Source organism: Saccharothrix variisporea (assembly GCF_003634995.1).
Classification (GTDB): Bacteria; Actinomycetota; Actinomycetes; order Mycobacteriales; family Pseudonocardiaceae; genus Actinosynnema; species Actinosynnema variisporeum.
Map to the genome: position 1 here is coordinate 3,653,205 of NZ_RBXR01000001.1, position 16,159 is coordinate 3,669,363.

15 protein-coding genes, 1 pseudogene and 1 riboswitch are annotated in these 16,159 nt (G+C 72.1%); of the genes and pseudogenes, 4 read left to right on the plus strand and 12 right to left on the minus strand.

From position 1 onward, the window contains the following. The first annotated feature begins 133 nt into the window (after nt 1-133). Nucleotides 134-913: a VOC family protein gene (locus DFJ66_RS16235; protein WP_121231260.1), complete on the plus strand. Its 780-nt coding sequence runs from the start codon at nt 134-136 to the stop codon at nt 911-913. On the opposite strand, the gene DFJ66_RS16240 is transcribed toward DFJ66_RS16235, so the two are convergent. Next, a complete protein-coding gene (locus tag DFJ66_RS16240; protein WP_121231258.1) occupies nt 882-1,682 on the minus strand; it encodes a TSUP family transporter in 801 nt (266 codons plus the stop codon). The genes DFJ66_RS16235 and DFJ66_RS16240 overlap by 32 nt on opposite strands. Nucleotides 1,683-2,062: 380 nt before the next feature. On the opposite strand from DFJ66_RS16240, the gene rpsT reads away from it, so the two are divergent. Further along, the gene (gene rpsT / locus DFJ66_RS16245) at nt 2,063-2,323 is read left to right on the plus strand and encodes a 30S ribosomal protein S20 (RefSeq protein ID WP_121222256.1); all 261 of its coding nucleotides are present in this window, start codon (nt 2,063-2,065) and stop codon (nt 2,321-2,323) included. 172 nt (nt 2,324-2,495) lie between these two features. On the opposite strand, the gene holA is transcribed toward rpsT, so the two are convergent. Further along, entirely contained in the window at nt 2,496-3,476 is a 981-nt protein-coding gene (gene holA, locus DFJ66_RS16250) for a DNA polymerase III subunit delta (RefSeq protein ID WP_121222257.1), read from the minus strand. A 97-nt stretch (nt 3,477-3,573) separates the two neighbouring features. Further along, nucleotides 3,574-3,691: riboswitch (SAM riboswitch) on the plus strand. Nucleotides 3,692-3,702: 11 nt separating this feature from the next. On the opposite strand from holA, the gene thrC reads away from it, so the two are divergent. Continuing rightward, nucleotides 3,703-4,965 carry a threonine synthase gene (gene thrC / locus DFJ66_RS16255; protein ID WP_121222258.1) on the plus strand — a complete coding sequence of 421 codons (1,263 nt, stop codon included), beginning with the start codon at nt 3,703-3,705 and terminating at the stop codon, nt 4,963-4,965. 151 nt (nt 4,966-5,116) lie between these two features. Here thrC and DFJ66_RS16260 read toward each other — a convergent pair whose 3' ends face one another. From DFJ66_RS16260 to DFJ66_RS16305, 10 genes are all read right to left on the minus strand, one after another. Next, on the minus strand, nt 5,117-5,578 hold the full coding sequence (locus DFJ66_RS16260) for a hypothetical protein (RefSeq protein WP_121222259.1): 462 nt from the start codon (nt 5,576-5,578) through the stop codon (nt 5,117-5,119). A gap of 11 nt (nt 5,579-5,589) precedes the next feature. Continuing rightward, nucleotides 5,590-7,914 carry a DNA internalization-related competence protein ComEC/Rec2 gene (locus DFJ66_RS16265; RefSeq protein WP_121222260.1) on the minus strand — a complete coding sequence of 775 codons (2,325 nt, stop codon included), beginning with the start codon at nt 7,912-7,914 and terminating at the stop codon, nt 5,590-5,592. A 169-nt stretch (nt 7,915-8,083) separates the two neighbouring features. Beyond that, a complete protein-coding gene (locus DFJ66_RS16270) occupies nt 8,084-8,794 on the minus strand; it encodes a ComEA family DNA-binding protein (protein ID WP_246029781.1) in 711 nt (236 codons plus the stop codon). A gap of 87 nt (nt 8,795-8,881) precedes the next feature. Beyond that, on the minus strand, nt 8,882-9,724 hold the full coding sequence (locus DFJ66_RS16275; RefSeq protein ID WP_121222261.1) for a DegV family protein: 843 nt from the start codon (nt 9,722-9,724) through the stop codon (nt 8,882-8,884). 11 nt (nt 9,725-9,735) lie between these two features. Continuing rightward, on the minus strand, nt 9,736-10,467 hold the full coding sequence (gene octT / locus DFJ66_RS16280) for a diglucosylglycerate octanoyltransferase (RefSeq protein ID WP_170199433.1): 732 nt from the start codon (nt 10,465-10,467) through the stop codon (nt 9,736-9,738). Continuing rightward, entirely contained in the window at nt 10,464-11,078 is a 615-nt protein-coding gene (locus DFJ66_RS16285) for a histidine phosphatase family protein (protein WP_121222263.1), read from the minus strand. The genes octT and DFJ66_RS16285 overlap by 4 nt, the downstream gene beginning before the upstream one ends. Beyond that, nucleotides 11,075-11,467 carry a ribosome silencing factor gene (gene rsfS, locus DFJ66_RS16290; protein WP_121222264.1) on the minus strand — a complete coding sequence of 131 codons (393 nt, stop codon included), beginning with the start codon at nt 11,465-11,467 and terminating at the stop codon, nt 11,075-11,077. The genes DFJ66_RS16285 and rsfS overlap by 4 nt, the downstream gene beginning before the upstream one ends. Nucleotides 11,468-11,536: 69 nt before the next feature. Continuing rightward, nucleotides 11,537-12,130: a nicotinate-nucleotide adenylyltransferase gene (gene nadD, locus DFJ66_RS16295; protein WP_121222265.1), complete on the minus strand. Its 594-nt coding sequence runs from the start codon at nt 12,128-12,130 to the stop codon at nt 11,537-11,539. 229 nt (nt 12,131-12,359) lie between these two features. Continuing rightward, nucleotides 12,360-12,578, minus strand: coding sequence for a ferredoxin (locus tag DFJ66_RS16300; protein ID WP_121222266.1), 219 nt, complete (start codon nt 12,576-12,578; stop codon nt 12,360-12,362). Between the two features lie 120 nt (nt 12,579-12,698). Next, nucleotides 12,699-13,964: a glutamate-5-semialdehyde dehydrogenase gene (locus DFJ66_RS16305; protein WP_121222267.1), complete on the minus strand. Its 1,266-nt coding sequence runs from the start codon at nt 13,962-13,964 to the stop codon at nt 12,699-12,701. Nucleotides 13,965-14,059: 95 nt separating this feature from the next. On the opposite strand from DFJ66_RS16305, the pseudogene DFJ66_RS16310 reads away from it, so the two are divergent. Continuing rightward, nucleotides 14,060-16,152: pseudogene (locus DFJ66_RS16310) on the plus strand (RecQ family ATP-dependent DNA helicase). Nucleotides 16,153-16,159 lie beyond the last annotated feature (7 nt).

Sequence of the window (16,159 nt, forward strand, 5' to 3'; positions counted from 1 at the left end):
CGCCTCACCGAAGAGCCCCGCGGCTGGGCCTCCTGCTCATCGCCCCCGCCCCGTCTCCCCCTCCGTCCCGTCTCCCCCTCCTCCCCTGATGATCAACTCGCGGGCGGGGGTGGGCGGTGCAACCGTTGTCGAGGTGAGCGAGCTGAGCACCCCGTACGCGCCGGGCACACCCGCGTGGGTGGACATGATGACCACCGACCGCGTGGCCACGATGGACTTCTACGGCGGCCTGTTCGGCTGGGACTTCGAGATCGGCGGCCCCGAGACCGGCTACTACACGATGGCGCTGGTGCGCGGGAAGCCCGTCGCGGGCTTCGGCGAGATGCCCCGGGACGTGATGTTCCCGGTGGTCTGGACGACCTACCTCGCCACCGACGACCTGGAGGAGTCGATCGACCTGATCGGCGCCAACGGCGGCAAGGTCCTGGTCCCGGAGTTCGACACGGGCGGACCGGGCCGGGGAGCCGTCGCCGTGGACCCGAGCGGTGCCGCCTTCGGCTTGTGGGAGGCGGGCACGCACATCGGCGCCTACGTCGTGAACGAGCCCGGCACGGTGATCTGGAACGAACTGGCCACCCGTGACGCGTTCAGCGCAGCCGAGTTCTACCAGGCGGTCTTCGGCCTGGCCCTGGACCCGCTACCGGACTTCCCCTACACCCAGCTCAAGGCCGACGGCCGCGTCGTGGGCGGGATCTTCGGCATGGCCGCCGACATCCCCGCGGAAATCCCACCGCACTGGATGACCTACTTCGCCGTCGCCGACCTGGACGCGGCAGTCGACCGGGCGCGCGACCTCGGCGGCATCCCGGTCGGCGACGTCGCCGAGTCCCGTTTCGGCCGGTTCATGACCGTCGGCGACCCGATGGGCGCGACGTTCAAGGTCATCCAACCGCCGCCTTCCACCCCAAGCTGACCACCAGCGCCACCACCACGGTCAGGAACACCCGCCGCACGAACGCCGACCCGCGCCGCACCGCGAGCCGAGCCCCGAACACCGCCCCGGCGACGTTGCACACGGCGAGCACCAGCCCCAGCCCCCACAACACCTTGCCCGCCGGGATGAAGTAGATGAGGGCCCCGAGGTTGGTGGCGACGTTCACGATCTTGGCCGTGGCCGACGCCCGCAAGAACGCGAACCCCACCACTCCCACCAGCAGGAACACCAGGAACGCTCCAGTACCCGGCCCAGCCAGCCCGTCGTAGAACCCGATGAGCCCACCCCCGAGCGCCATCACCCCGACCTGCGCGCCCCGCGTGAACCGAGGCGTCTCGGCAACCCCCAACTCGGGCTTCCGCCAGGTGTAAAGCCCCACCCCGACAAGCGCCACCAACACCACGGCGTTCAACACCCCAGGCGCCAACGCCCCAGCGAACGCCGCACCCCCCACAGCCCCACCCAACGCCGCCAACGCCATCGGCAAGGCCGACCACCAGTCGACAGTCGTCTGCCGTGCGTAGGTAGTGACCGCCGAAGCCGTCCCCACCACAGCCGCGATCTTGTTGGTCGCCAACGCGTACAACGGCTGCCCACCAGGCGCGATGAGGAGCAACGCGGGCAACTGGATCAACCCACCACCCCCCACCACGGCGTCCACCGCACCAGCCAGAGCAGCCGCCAGGCAGAGGAACAACAACGCGGCGAGGCTGATCTCCCCAAACCCCGGCCAGTCGAGTGCGCTCATCACCCGATCAGCTTAACCGGACACGCGTACTGCTTTTCCGCCCACCGCACCCCACCCCACCCGCATCCCACCACCCCATCACCGCCGCCACCCGATCACCGCCGCCCACCCATCACCGCCGCCCATCACCCCAGCCCGCCCATCTCCCCCTCGCCGCCGCTCACCGCCCGCCGGTGCCCATCGCCCAAGTCCCAGTACCCAGCACCCCGTGGCCGCCACCACAAGCAACCGCCCTGGTTGGAACCCCTCGACCCCACCCTGTTAACCTGGTCAGCCGTACCGCGCGGCATTCCGCTGTGGAGGAAGACCGCCCTCAGTGAGGGCGGAGCCGACGACAAGCGCGATACGACTCCGAACTCGAAGGAAAAGGTGGCTTTCGCGTGGCGAACATCAAGTCCCAGATGAAGCGGATCAAGACGAACGAGAAGGCGCGCCTGCGCAACAAGGCCGTCAAGTCGTCCCTCAAGACCGCCATCCGCAAGTTCCGTGAGGCCGCCGAGGCCGGCGACAAGGACAAGGCCATCGCCTTGGCCCGCGAGGCCTCCCGCAAGCTCGACAAGGCCGTCACCAAGGGCGTGATCCACGCCAACCAGGCCGCCAACAAGAAGTCGGCCCTGGCCAAGCGCGCCAACCAGATCTGACCAGCTCAGGTCGAACCGCCCAGCAGGCCACACCAGGCCCGCACACGGCACTCCCGAAGCGCCGCTCCCACCACAGGGGCGGCGCTTCGCCCTTCCCGCACACCCCACCGCCGGGCTCACCGCACCGCCGCCCGCAATTCACGACCGGCAGAAGCTCACCGCCGGCGGGCGATCAGCGGCGGCCGTGGGCAGCGACGATCTTCAGCACCGCCCGCTCCAGCGCGTAGCCCGAGTCGGCCGCCACGCCCTTCACCTCGGCGTTCAGGTCCGCCACCACCGACATCGCGGCGGCCAGCCCGTCGCCGTCCCAACCCCGCGCCTGCCCCTGCGCCTTCTTCACCTTCCACGGCGGCATGCCCAGCTCGCCCGCCAGCTTGAACGGGTCACCCCGCCCCACCGCCGACACCCGCGCGATGGTCCGCACCGCGTCCGCCAGGGCGTCGGCGACCAGCACGTGCGGCACACCGAGGTGGATCGCCCACCGCAACGCCTCCAGCGCCCCCGCCCGGTCGCCCATGACGGCCTTCTCCGCCACCGCGAACCCGGTCACCTCCGCGCGACCGCGGTGGTAGCGGTGGACGGCCTCGGCGTCGATCTTGCCGCCGGTGTCCGCGACGAGTTGTGACGCCGCCGCCGCCAGCTCCCGCAGGTCCGACCCGACCGCCTCGATGAGCGCCCCGACCGCCTCCGGATCGGCCTTGCCGCCCGCCGACCGGATCTCGTTGCGGACGAAAGCCTCCCGGTCGGCCGCCTTGGTGATCTTGGGGCACTCGACCACCTCGGCCCCCGCTTTGCGCAAAGCCGTAGGTAGTTCCTTGGCCACTTTGCTGCGCCCGCCGCCGGTGTGGACGACCACCAGCGTCACCCCGTCCGCCGGCGACTTCGCGTAGGCGAGCACCGCGTCCGCGATCTCCTTGCCGGCGTCCTGAGCGCCCTCCAAGGCGATCACCCGCCCCTCCGCGAACAGCGACGGGCTCACCAGTTCCGCCAGCTCAGGAGGGGTGAGGTCGGTCACCTTCACGCGGGTCAGGTCGGCCTGCGGGTCGACTTCGCGGGCGGCGGCCAGCGCGCTGCGGACAGCACGCTCCACCAGCAACTCCTCCTCGCCGACCACCAGTTGCACGGGGGCGGGAGTGACTGCGGACGCGCTCACGGACCCGATCCTCCCACGCCGCCGTCCCCGTCCGGATGGTGGACGGATCTGGCTAGGGATCGGGATGGTGTCGTAAGTTGAGGGCACAACCGAATACCGCTCATCCAGAGGGGCAGAGGGATCGGCCCGAAGAAGCCCCGGCAACCCGTCGTTGCAGTGCTGCGCACTGCCGATCACGGTGCCAATTCCGACCCGCCAGGCGGGAAAGATGAGGAGAAACCTCGCGATGACTGCTGTCAGTGTGCCCTCGACCGCCACCTCCTTCGACCTCGGCCCGGCTCGCGCCCTGTCGTGTCGCGAGTGCGGCCACGAGACCCCGCTCGCCCCGGAATACGCCTGTCTGGAGTGTTTCGGGCCGCTGGAAGTCGCCTACGACTTCGGCCGCGTCCGCCGCGAGGACATCGAGGCGGGCCCCCGGTCGATCTGGCGCTACCGCGGCCTGCTCCCCGTCCCGTCGGACGTCGAGTCGCACCCCAACACCAACCCCGGCCACACCCGCCTGGTCGAGGCTGACAACCTCGCCAAGGCCCTGGGTGTCCGGAAGGTCTGGGTCAAGGACGACACCGGCAACCCCACCCACTCGTTCAAGGACCGCGTCGTCGGCGTCGCCCTGGCGGCGGCCCGCGAGCTGGGCTTCAAGGTCCTCGCCTGCCCCTCCACCGGCAACCTCGCAAACGCCGTCGCCGCCGCCGCGGCCCGCGCCGGCTGGCAGTCGGTCGTGCTGGTCCCCTCCTCCCTCGAACGGGCCAAGATCCTCATGACCGCCGTCTACGACGGCAACCTGATCACCGTCGACGGCAACTACGACGACGTGAACCGCCTCGCGCAGGAGCTCGCCGCCGAGCACGAGGACTGGGCGTTCGTCAACGTCAACGTCCGTCCCTACTACGCCGAGGGCTCGAAGACCCTCGGCTACGAGGTGGCCGAGCAGCTCGGCTGGCGCCTGCCCGACCAGATCGTCGTCCCGATCGCCTCCGGTTCCCAGCTCACCAAGGTCGACAAGGCCTTCCGCGAGCTCGGCGAGCTCGACCTGGTCGAGGCCACCCCGTACAAGGTGTTCGGGGCCCAGGCCACCGGCTGCTCCCCGGTGTCCGCCGCCTTCAAGGCTGGCCACGACGTGGTCTCCCCCGTCCGCCCGGACACGATCGCCCGCTCGCTGGCGATCGGCGCCCCGGCCGACGGCCCGTACGTGCTCGACGCGGTCCGCCGCACGGGCGGCGCCATCGAGGACGTCACCGACGAGGAGGTCGTCGAGGGCATCCGGCTGCTGGCCCGCACCGAGGGCATCTTCGCGGAGACCGCCGGCGGCGTGACCGTGGCGACCGCGAAGAAGCTCATCGAGTCCGGGCAGCTCGACCCCGACGCCGAGACCGTGCTGCTGATCACCGGCGACGGCCTCAAGACCCTCGACGCCCTCGGCGACCGCGTGGGACCGCGCGCGAACGTCCCGCCGTCGGCCGAGGCCGTCATCAACGCCCTCAAGGACTGAACCCACCGAGGTCGCCGCGACCCACGGGCTGAGCGCCCGGGGTTGCCGAGACCCGAAGGGTTCGCTCCCCGCTCCGGGACCGTGCCGGGCTTGCGCGCCCGCCTCAGGCCGAAAGGCCTTGGCGCGCAAGCCAGACGCGGTCCCGCTGCCGTTACAAGGTGAGGCGGGACGTGCGCAGCCAACCGCTGCGCGGGAACGAGGACAGCTCCGGCATCGTGTGCGGCCCCACCTCCTCGAGGTCCGCACGCCACGCGGTGAGCAGCTGCGGCCACGGCGCCGCCGACTTGTGCCCGTTGTAGCGGTTGGCCCGCCAGTTCTCGGGCAGGATCGTCAGCTCGTCGTCGAACAGGGCGTCCGCGATGCGCTGGTAGGCGTCCTCGGGCGACTCCACCTCCGTGGTCGGAATCATCCTGGTGACCGTCGCCTTGGCGACGACGGCACGCCCGTCCTTTCCGATCCCGACGTCGTCGCAGATGTAGAAGACGAAGTCCGGTCCCAACTCGTCGCGTGGCCAGGGATGGGCGACGTAGCCGGGCTGCCACAGCGCCCACCCCACCTCGCGCGGCGACCACCCCGTGTGCAGGCGGATCCAACTGTCGTTGTCGTTGCTCATGGTTCTTCCCTTCAGTTGTCGATCGGGTCGCCCCGTCGGGCGATCCGCGGCCCATCCGGGCCGGGGAGGACGGCGGTGTCGCCGTCCCGGTCGGTGCGCAGGACCAGCGCACCCTGGCGTGCGAGCGTGTCGAGCAGCACGCCGCTGGGATGGCCGTAGCGGTTGCCCGCACCCACGCTGACCAGCGCGACCTTCGGCCGCACCGCCGCGAGGAACGCGGGCGACGAGTACCGCGACCCGTGGTGCGGCACCTTCAGCACGTCGGCCCGCAGGTCGACCGGGGCATCGAGCAGCCCGGCCTGCCCTGCCAGTTCGACGTCCCCGGTGAGCAGGACCCGCCCGGCCGGGGTCGACGCGCGCAGGACCAGCGAGGCGTCGTTGACCGCTGTGTTCTCGTCGCCCCTCGGGACCACGCGCGGCCCCAGCACGTCCAGTTCCAGCCCCGGCCAGCTCAGCCGCTGGCCGACGCCCAGCTCCACGACGCGGACACCCGCCGCCCGCGCTTGTTCCCGCACCTCCTCCCAAGCCCACTCCGGTTCGCGCGACGGACCCACCGCCACCGCGCCCACACCCCGCTCGGCCAACACCGCCGCCAACCCACCGATGTGGTCGGCGTGCAGGTGGCTGAGCACCACCAAGGACACTTGCCGCACCCCGAGCCGCCGCAGGCACGCCAGCACCGGCACCGGATCGGGCCCGGTGTCGACCAGCACCGCTCGGCCACGCTCGGCCGTGGCCAGGACGACCGCGTCGCCCTGCCCGACGTCGCACGCGACCACCGCCCACCCGGACACCGGCCACCGCGGGGCGAACACCCCGACCGGAGCCAGCACCACGGCCAGCCCGACCACGACGGCCGCGAGCAGCACCCGCACCCGACGCAGCCGCAGCAGCACGGCGACCACCGCCACCGCGCCGGCCAACGCCGCGCCACCGGCCAAGCCCTGCGGCCACGCGACCGCGGACCCGGGCACCGCCGCCGCGTGCCGGCCGACCGCCACCAACCAGCTCGCCGCCGGACCGGCCAGCTCCACCACCAGCCGCGCCGAGCCCTCGTGGACCTGGGCCAGCCCGGCGGCCACCACGCCCAGCACCGTCACCGGCGCGACGACCGGCGCCACCAGCAGGTTCGCCGGCACGGCCACGAGGCTCACCTCTCCCGCGAACCCGGCGATCAGCGGAGCCGTGGCGAGGTGCGCCGCCGCCGGCACCGCCAACGCCTCGGCCAGCCCGGCGGGCACGCCCCGGTCCCGCAGCCGGGCGGCCCACGACGGCGCCAGCAGCACCAGCGCCGCCGTGGCGACGACCGACAGCCCGAACCCGAGGTCGACCGCCAGCCCAGGGTCGTGCAGCACGAGCACCACCACGGACGCCGCAAGTGCCGGCAGCGCCGACCGCTCCCGCCCCAACACCAGGGCGAGCAGCGCCACCGCACCCATCACCGCCGCCCGCAGCACGCTCGGCTCGGGACCGGCGAGCACGACGAACCCGACCAGCGCGACCATCGCCCCCGCCGCACGCCCGCGTGGTCCGACTGGCAGCAGCCGCAGCAGCAACAGCACCGCGCCGCACAGGATCGCCAGGTTCGCCCCGCTGACCGCCAGCAGGTGCGCCAGCCCGGCCGTGCGGAACTCCTCCACCACCCTGGGCGACAGCCGCGAGGTGTCACCGACGACCAGGGCGGGCAGCAGCCCCGCCGGTTCCGGGTCCAGCGCACCGCCGGCGTCCCGCAGGCCCGACCGCAGCGCCTCCGCCGCGCGCTGCCACACCGGTGCGGGGGTGACCTCGCGGGGCGGACCGCGGACCCGCAGCAGGGCGACGGTCGGCTCGCCGGGCCGAGCCGGGGCCAACGAGCCACGTGCCAGCACGCTCTGCCCGGGCAGGAGCGTCCGCCACGTCGCCGCCGGCGCCAGCACGACCAACCGGCCGCCGTCCTCGAGCGTCGCCTGGGCTCGGACCAGGTCGACGCCGCCCTGCCGCGAGCCGAACCCGCTGGTGCGCAGTCCGTGCGGCCGGTCGTCCAGCTCGAACCGGAGGGTGGTGGGCCCTCCGCGCTCGGCCGCCGTCCGGAGCGGGTGGTGGGCCGAGGTGTGCAGCTGGACACCGATCCAGCACGCCGCCACCGGCCCGGCCACCGCGATGGCCACCGCCGCCGGCCGCGCGCTCCGGAGGACCGGACGAGCGGTCGCGCCCGCCGTGAACCTGAGGACCAGGACACCGATCACGCCGGCCGCGAGACCGATGACCACGGCCCACCACCAGGCCCACAGCAGACCCGCCAGGGCCGCCGCCCACACGGCCAGTGCCGCGGGAACCAGGTGGGCGCGAGGGCTCACGGGCCGCCGCGCCGCTCAGGGCCGTGATGGACGGCCTTCGAGCGGTGGTCGGTCCGTCGATCGCCAGTGCGGTCGACGGTGTGCTGCAAGGGCATGACTGCCTCCTCGTGTTCGAAGGACGGGAAGGGGAGGTGCGTGCGTGGAATCGGGTCGTGCGTGGGGGTGGTTGTCAGAGGCGGACGAGGTCTCCGAGCTTGGCGAGCTTCGCGTCGCCGATGCCCTCTATCTCGCCTAGTTGGTCGATGGAGGTGAAGGGACCGCGTTTCAGGCGCCGCTCGACGATGCGTTGCGCTGTCACGGGCCCCACACCGGGCAGTTGGTCCAGTTGCTCCTTCGTCGCGGTGTTGAGGTTGACGGGTTCGACGGTGGTGTCGGGGTGCTGAGGTGGGATGCCGACGGCGATCTGCTCCCCGTCGGCGACCTTGCGGGCGAGGTTGAGGCCTTGGAGGTCGGTGCCGGGGTGTGCACCGCCCGCCGCCATCACGGCATCGGCCACCCGCGCCCCGCTGGGGACGGTGACAAGACCGGGCCGGGGCACAGCCCCCACCACGTTGACGACGATCTCCTCGGGCAGGCGCGTGACCTCCGCCGCGGCCATCGGCAGCGGTGGCGGTGCCTCCGGCTCGGGTCGTTCCCACCACAGGCTGAGCGCGATCGCCAGGAGCACGCCCAGCGCCAAGCCGACGAAGATCATCCGCCGACGCGGCACCGGGGCCACGGGCAGCCTGTGCAGGAGTGCGCGCAGACCGCCCTGCGGATCGACGCCCGACGAAGAGGTGAAGACGACCAGCGGCTCCTCGCGAGCCCGGTGCTTGCCCTGGGACTTCGCGATCAGGGCCTGGAGTCGTGCGGTTGCGGTTTCGGATCGGTTCTCGAACATGTGGTCGACGCTAGGCCGAGTGGCGCAAGGTCCGCGACCACCGAATCCGGATCTGTGGACAACTCAGGGCCTGTGGATAACTCGCCGCTACTCGTAGCCGCCAGGCAGCACCACAACACCCAGCACCCCAGGCCCGGTGTGTGCCCCGATCACCGCGCCGACCTCGGAAATCAGGCACCCCGTGGACCCCGGCACGCGCTCGTCCAGCCGTGTTGCCAGCTCCGCGGCACGCTCGGGCGCGGCCAAGTGGTGCACGGCCAGGCCCACCGGTCCGGTGCCGGCCGCTGCCGCCGCCAGGTCGACCAACCGCCCGATCGCCCGGCTCGTCGTCCGCACCTTCTCCAACGGCACGATCCGCCCGTCGTCCACGTGCAGCAAGGGCTTGACGGCCAGCGCCGTGCCCACCAGCGCCGCCGCGGCACCGATCCGACCACCCCGCCGCAGGTGGTCCAACGTCTCGACGCAGAAGAACATCTTCATCCGCTCGGCCGCCCGTGCCGCCGCCTCCTCGACGCACACCGGGTCGTCACCGGCGGAACACGCGGCGAGCACCGCGAACCCCAGGCCCATGCCCGTGGCCCGCGAGTCGACCACCCGGATGCGGGCCGGATCGACCTCCTCGGCCGCCAGCCGCGCCGCCTCCCACGTCCCCGACAGCTCGCGGGACAGGTGCACGGACACGATCCCGTCCGCACCCTGGTCCAGCACCGACCGGTAGACGTCCGCCAGCTCGCCGGGCGTGGGCCGGGACGTGGTCACCCGCCGGTGCTCCCCCAGCGCCGACGCCAGCTCCTCCGGGCCGAAGTCCACCCCGTCCAGCACGCTGCGCCCGTCCACCGCCACGTGCAGCGGGACGACGCGGATGCCGTGCCGCTCCGCGAACCCTTCCGGCAGGTACGCCGTGGAGTCGGTGACGATCGTGATGGACACGAGTGCCGAGACTACGGCTCCGCCGTGCCCGAGTGGCTGACCGCCACGGACCTGATGAGGTCGGCCATGGCCGCGCCGACCAGCGCGTGCCCCTCCCAGCCCCAGTGCATGCCGTCCGGGTTGCCATGCCGTGACGCGACGTGATCGGAGACCAGCGCCGGCACGTCCAGCAACGGCACCCCAGCGCCCTCGGCCCACGACCGCACCGCTCGCTCAGCAGCGGGACGCCCGCTGTGCACGTTCGCGTAAGCAGGTGACCGATGCACCGAGGGTGTCATCCCGACGGCCTTGATGTGCGGCTGCAACGCATGCACCGAACGCACGCACGAGTCCAGGTAGCGAACGGTCAGGTGCGGCGGCAACGCCACCGGATAGCCGCCCAGCAGACGCGACAAGTGGGGCTGGAGTGTCCGGTAGGTCGACCGCGCGTGACGGCGGAGCCCGTCAGGACGCAGGTAGCGCAGCCCCTGCCGCAAGAAGGTCGGCAGAGGCGACGGCAGCGTGTCCATGTGCCCCACAGCGAGCACAAGGACGTCCGTACGCGGCAACAACGTCCACACGCGCGGATCACCGGTCAACGCCCACCACGCGTCCCGCGCGGTCCACCCGAACCCGGCTACAAGCTCCGCGTGCCCACCCAGGGCTGCTGCGGCGACGTTCGGCCACAACTGCGGATGATCCGCGGGTAGGGGTCCCTGGGGGCCGTGGAACGTCAGCGAGTCGCCGAGGACGAGCAGTCTCACCGGGTGGTTCCGGCGTTGTACGACGACAGGCGCCACGACCCGTCCCCGCCGGGGCGGCGGGTGAACACGGTCCAGTGGCAGTTGCCGATGCCGCCGAGCAGGCCCCACCGGTCCACCGGCAGGTCCAGCAGTCGCCCGGTCAACGCGCTGATCAGGCCGCCGTGCGCGCACAGCATCACGGTGCCGCTGAACTCCGCGTCGACCGCGGACACGACCTCCAGCGCCCGTTCGGCGACCTCCACGCGGGCCTCGCCGTCGGGCGGCGCGATGGTCCCGTCCGCCCGCCACGTCTCCAGCATGCCGGGCCACTCGACCTCGATCTCGTCGTAGGTCAGGCCCTGCCACTTGCCGAGGTTGGTCTCCCGCAGCCGCTCGTCGATCCGCAGCCCGATGCCGGTGGCGGTGGTGAACACGGTGGCCGTGTCCCGCGCCCGCCGCAGGTCGGAGGCCACCACCAGCTCGGGCGCGAACCCGGCGAGCACCGGCACCGCGAACCGCGCCTGGTTCCACCCGGTCTCGGTCAACGCCGAGTCCAGGTGGCCCTGCATGCGACCGGTCGCGTTGTAGTCGGTCTCACCGTGCCGCCACAGCACGAGCCGGTTGAGGGTCATGCCTCGGCGACCTCGTCGGTCACGGCGTTCGGCCCGGCGTCGAACTCGATGCGCGGGCAGTCCTTCCACAGCCGCTCGAGGCCGTAGAAGCTGCGCTCTTCCACGTGCTGGACGTGCACGACGACGTCCACGAAGTCCAGCAGGACCCAGCGGCCTTCGCGCGCGCCCTCGCGGCGGACCGGCTTGCGGCCCGCTTCGCGCAGCTTCTCCTCGATGTTGTCCACGATCGCGCCGACCTGCCGCTCGTTGGGAGCGGACGCGATCACGAACGCGTCCGTGATCACGAGCTGGTCGGACACGTCGAGCACGATCACGTCGTGCGCCTTCTTGTCGGCCGCCGCGTTAGCGGCGACCAGCGCCAACCGTCGTGCCTCGTCGGTGGCTGCCACGTCTCTCCTCATCACCTCGGCGGGTGCCGATACACCCGCACGAGTCAATGAGGGTACCGGCGTCCGGCGTCAGTCAAGCACCGAGTAAAGCCTGCGCTTGGAGATGTACTGCACGACACCGTCCGGAACGAGGTACCAGATGGGCAGTCCGGTGGCGTTGCGGGCGCGCACGTCGGTGGAGGAGATGGCCATCGCGGGCACCTCCACGAGGGACACCGCACCGGGTGGCAGGTGGGTGTCGTCCAACTCATAGCCCGGCCGGGTGACGCCGATGAAGTGGGCCAGGTCGAACACGTGGTCCGCGCGCCGCCACGACAGGATTTGCTCCAGCGCGTCGGCGCCGGTGATGAAGAACAGGTCCGCGTCCGGGTAGGCCGCCTTGAGGTCGGTGAGCGTGTCCACCGTGTACGTGGGGCCACCTCGGTCGATGTCGACCCGGCTGACGGAGAACCGCGGGTTGGAGGCGGTCGCGATGACCGTCATCAGGTAGCGGTCCTCGGCGGGGCTGACCTCGCGTTCGCTCTTCTGCCAGGGCTGGCCGGTGGGCACGAACACGACCTCGTCGAGGTCGAAGCGGGCCTGGACCTCGCTGGCGGCCACGAGGTGGCCGTGGTGCACCGGGTCGAAGGTGCCACCCATGACGCCGATGCGGCGGTTGGACATGGGACGTGAGCGTAGTTCGCGCGGTGCGCGGGCGGCCGGTCCAGTCCCCGACGGCCGCCCGCGCACCTCGACTCCCCGTCCGCGGCCCTGGGGGAGGAGGCCGCCTCCGCGGATCGCGCGGCCCACCCCGAAGCAGAGCCGCGCAACGGTGAAACGGGCCACCTCAGCGGCTATGACGCGATCGAATGAAGATTCTTTGACCGGATCGAGTGACGCTGGTCACACCGCGTCAGTCGCGCGGAGCGACCACCGCGCCGTCCGAGCCGCGCACCAGGATCGCCTCCACCGGGCACGACTCGGCGGCCTCCACGACGACGTCGGCGGGGTCGACCGAGGGGTCGAGCGGCTGCGAGACGCCGTCGAGCCGGAAGTGGTCGGGCGCGATCGCCTCGCACATCCCGCTGGCGACGCACTTGCCACCGTCGACTTGCAGCTGCCACTTCCCCATCGGGCTACCACCTCACCGGAACGGCTGATCGGACTCGACCAGTCTGCCCGTCCCGAGGCCGACGTCACCCGCCTTTCGGGGTGCAGTTGCCCCTCGGTGGGTGATCAATGGATCCCGCGGTCACGACGACGGCCGGACGTGCCCCTCGCCCCACGCGACCCACTTCGACGAGGTCAGCTCGGCCAGGCCCATCGGACCGCGCGCGTGCAGCTTCTGGGTGGAGATGCCGATCTCCGCGCCCATGCCGAACTCGCCGCCGTCGGTGAACGCGGTGGACGCGTTGACCATGACCGCCGCCGCGTCGACCCGGGCGGTGAAGCGGCGGGCGGCGGCGACGTCGCTGGTCACGATGGCCTCCGTGTGGCCGGAGCCGTGCTCGGCGATGTGCCGCACGGCCTCGTCCAGCGAGTCCACCACGCGGGCGGCGATGTCCAAGGACAGGTACTCGGTGTCCCAGTCGTCGTCCGTAGCCGCTACGACGCCGTCTAGGCGCGCGAAGGTCTCATCGCCGTGCACGGTGACTTCGTGGTCGCGCAAGGCAGCCGTGATCCGCGGGACGAACTCGTCCGCGATGGCGGCGTGCACCAACAACGACTCGGCCGCGTTGCACACGCTGGTGCGGCGGGTCTTGGAGTTGAGGACGATCTTCTCCGCCATGTCCAGGTCGGCGGTCGCGTCCACGTAGACGTGGCAGTTGCCGACGCCGGTCTCGATCGTCGGCACGGTCGCCTGCTGCACCACGGCGTTGATCAGGCCCGCCCCGCCGCGCGGGATGACCAGGTCGACCAAGCCCCGCGCGGTGATGAGGTGGGTCACCGACGCACGGTCGTGGCAGGGCAGCAACTGCACGGCGTCGGCGGGCAGGCCGGCCGTCTCCAGCGCGTCGCGCAGGATCGCGACCAGCGCGGTGTTCGAGTGCTCGGCGGACGACGAGCCGCGCAGCAGGGCGGCGTTGCCGGACTTCAGCGCGAGGCCGGCGGCGTCCACGGTCACGTTCGGGCGGGCCTCGTAGACCATGCCGACCACGCCCATCGGGACGCGGACCTGCCGCAACTCCAGGCCGTTGGGCAGGATCGAGCCGCGCAGCACCTCGCCCACCGGGTCGGGCAGGCCTGCCACGGTCTCCAGGCCCCGGGCCACGCCGTCGATGCGCTTCTCGGTGAGCGCGAGGCGGTCCAGCAGGCCCTCCGACAGGCCGGCGGCGCGACCGGCCTCGATGTCCTTGGCGTTAGCTTCGAGGACCTCTGGCGCACGGGCGCGCAGCGCGGCGGCCATCTCGTGCAGCGCGGCGTCCTTGCGCTCGCGGGTGGCCAGGACCAGGTCGTCGGCCGCGACACGGGCGCGCCGGGCGGCGGCGTGCACCTGTTCGCGCAGGTCATCAGTCACGTGAACCAGACTACGGTCACCCGTCCGGGTAAGTCTCGCAGGTTCCCAGGACCCGGAACTCCGCCGGGGCGGCCGAATTGTCGGTGGCCTCTGGGATGGTGTTCGACGTGGACGAGATGGCGTTGCGCGAACTGGCCGAAGAACGGCTGCGGGCCCTGGCGGGCCCGCCGCGGTGCTGCGCGAGGACCAGTGGACAGCCATCCGGGCGCTGGTCGCCGAGCGTCGGCGGGCGCTGGTCGTGCAGCGGACGGGGTGGGGCAAGTCGGCGGTGTACTTCATCGCCACGGCGTTGCTGCGGTCGCTGGGCGAGGGACCGACGGTGATCGTGTCGCCGCTGTTGGCGTTGATGCGCAACCAGGTCGACGCGGCGGCGCGCGCGGGCGTGCACGCGGCCACGATCAACTCCGCCAACACCGACGAGTGGCAGGGTGTCCAGGACCGGGTGGCGGCGGGCGAAGTGGACGTCCTGCTCGTTTCACCGGAAAGGTTGAACAATCCGGATTTCCGTGACTCGGTCCTGCCGGCGCTGACATCATCGGCGGGGCTGCTGGTGGTCGACGAGGCCCATTGCATCTCCGACTGGGGCCACGACTTCCGGCCCGACTACCGGCGGCTGCGGACGTTGCTCACCGAGTTGCCGGCCGGGGTGCCGGTGCTCGCGACGACCGCGACGGCCAACGACCGGGTGGTGCGGGACGTGGCCGAGCAACTGGGGTTGGGCGCGGGTTCCGACACGCTGGTGCTGCGCGGTCCGCTGGACCGGGAGAGCCTGCGGCTGTCGGTGGTGCGGCTGCCGGGGGCGGAGGCCAGGCTGGGGTGGCTGGCCGACCGGCTCCCCGAGCTGCCGGGCTCCGGGATCGTCTACACGCTGACCGTGGCTTCCGCGGACGACGTGGCGGCCTTCCTCCGGGAACGCGGGTTCGAGGTGGCGGCCTACTCCGGGCGCACGGACCCGGCGGAGCGGCAGCGCGCCGAGCAGGACCTGCTGGAGAACCGCGTGAAGGCGCTGGTGGCCACGTCGGCGCTGGGCATGGGGTTCGACAAGCCGGACCTGGGGTTCGTGGTGCACCTGGGCGCACCACCCTCCCCCATCGCGTACTACCAGCAGATCGGACGTGCGGGCCGCGGCGTGGAGCGGGCCGAGGTCCTCCTGCTGCCGGGTCCGGAGGACCGGGACATCTGGGCGTACTTCGCGTCCCTGGCGTTCCCGCCCGAACGGGTCGTGCGGCAGGTGCTGGACGCACTGGCCGACGCCGGACGGGTGCTGTCGACGGCGGCGCTGGAGCCGTTGGTGGAGCTGTCCCGGACACGGCTGGAAGTGGTGCTGAAGGTGCTCGACGTGGACGGCGCGGTGCGGCGCGTCCGCGGCGGGTGGGAGTCGACCGGGCGGCCCTGGTCCTACGACGGGGACCGGTACGCGCGGATCGAGGCGGCACGGCAGGTCGAGCAGCGCGCGGTGCTCGACTACCTGGCGACCGACGGTTGTCGCATGGAGTTCCTGTTGCGGCAGTTGGACGATCCGCACGCCGCGCCGTGCGGGCGGTGCGACAACTGCACCGGGAAGCGGTGGTCCGCGGAGGTGTCGTCGGCCGCGGCGACAGCGGCGCGGGAGAAGTTGCTGCGGCCCGGGGTGTCGGTCGAGCCGCGCAAGCAGTGGCCGACCGGGATGGCGGCGGTCGGTGTGGGGCTGTCCGGGCGGATCCCGGCGGGCGAGGCCGCCGAGACCGGCCGGGCGCTGGGCCGGCTGACCGACATCGGCTGGGGCAACCGGTTGCGGGCGCTGTTCAACGAGGAGGACCAGGAGGTACCGGATGACGTGTTCGCGGCGTGCGTGAAGGTGCTGTCCGCGTGGGGCTGGACCGAGCGGCCGGTGGGGGTCGTGGCGGTGGGGTCGCGAACACACCCGCGGCTGGTGGACAGCTTCGCCCGGCGGATCTCCGACGTGGGGCGGCTGCCGCTGCTCGGCCACGTGTGGCTGGGTGAAGCCATGCGGCGGGCGAACAGCGCGCAGCGGTTGGCCGGCCTGGTCCGGACGACCGAGACACCCGACTTGTCCACAGTGGACGGACCGGTGCTGTTGGTGGACGACCGGATCGACACCGGGTGGACGATGACGGTCGCGGCGCGGCTGCTGCGGCAGGCGGGTGCGAGGTCCGTGCTGCCGTTCGCGTTGGCGGTGACGGCCTGATGATCGC

What these genes read in the sequence shown, in the direction of transcription:
- thrC (WP_121222258.1), top strand. Translation starts at nt 3,703, where the DNA reads ATGACTGCTGTCAGTGTGCCCTCGACCGCCACCTCCTTCGACCTCGGC.
- DFJ66_RS16240 (WP_121231258.1), bottom strand. Translation starts at nt 1,682, where the DNA reads ATGAGCGCACTCGACTGGCCGGGGTTTGGGGAGATCAGCCTCGCCGCG.
- DFJ66_RS16260 (WP_121222259.1), bottom strand. Translation starts at nt 5,578, where the DNA reads ATGAGCAACGACAACGACAGTTGGATCCGCCTGCACACGGGGTGGTCG.
- DFJ66_RS16285 (WP_121222263.1), bottom strand. Translation starts at nt 11,078, where the DNA reads ATGACCCTCAACCGGCTCGTGCTGTGGCGGCACGGTGAGACCGACTAC.
- nadD (WP_121222265.1), bottom strand. Translation starts at nt 12,130, where the DNA reads ATGTCCAACCGCCGCATCGGCGTCATGGGTGGCACCTTCGACCCGGTG.
- DFJ66_RS16270 (WP_246029781.1), bottom strand. Translation starts at nt 8,794, where the DNA reads ATGTTCGAGAACCGATCCGAAACCGCAACCGCACGACTCCAGGCCCTG.
- DFJ66_RS16300 (WP_121222266.1), bottom strand. Translation starts at nt 12,578, where the DNA reads ATGGGGAAGTGGCAGCTGCAAGTCGACGGTGGCAAGTGCGTCGCCAGC.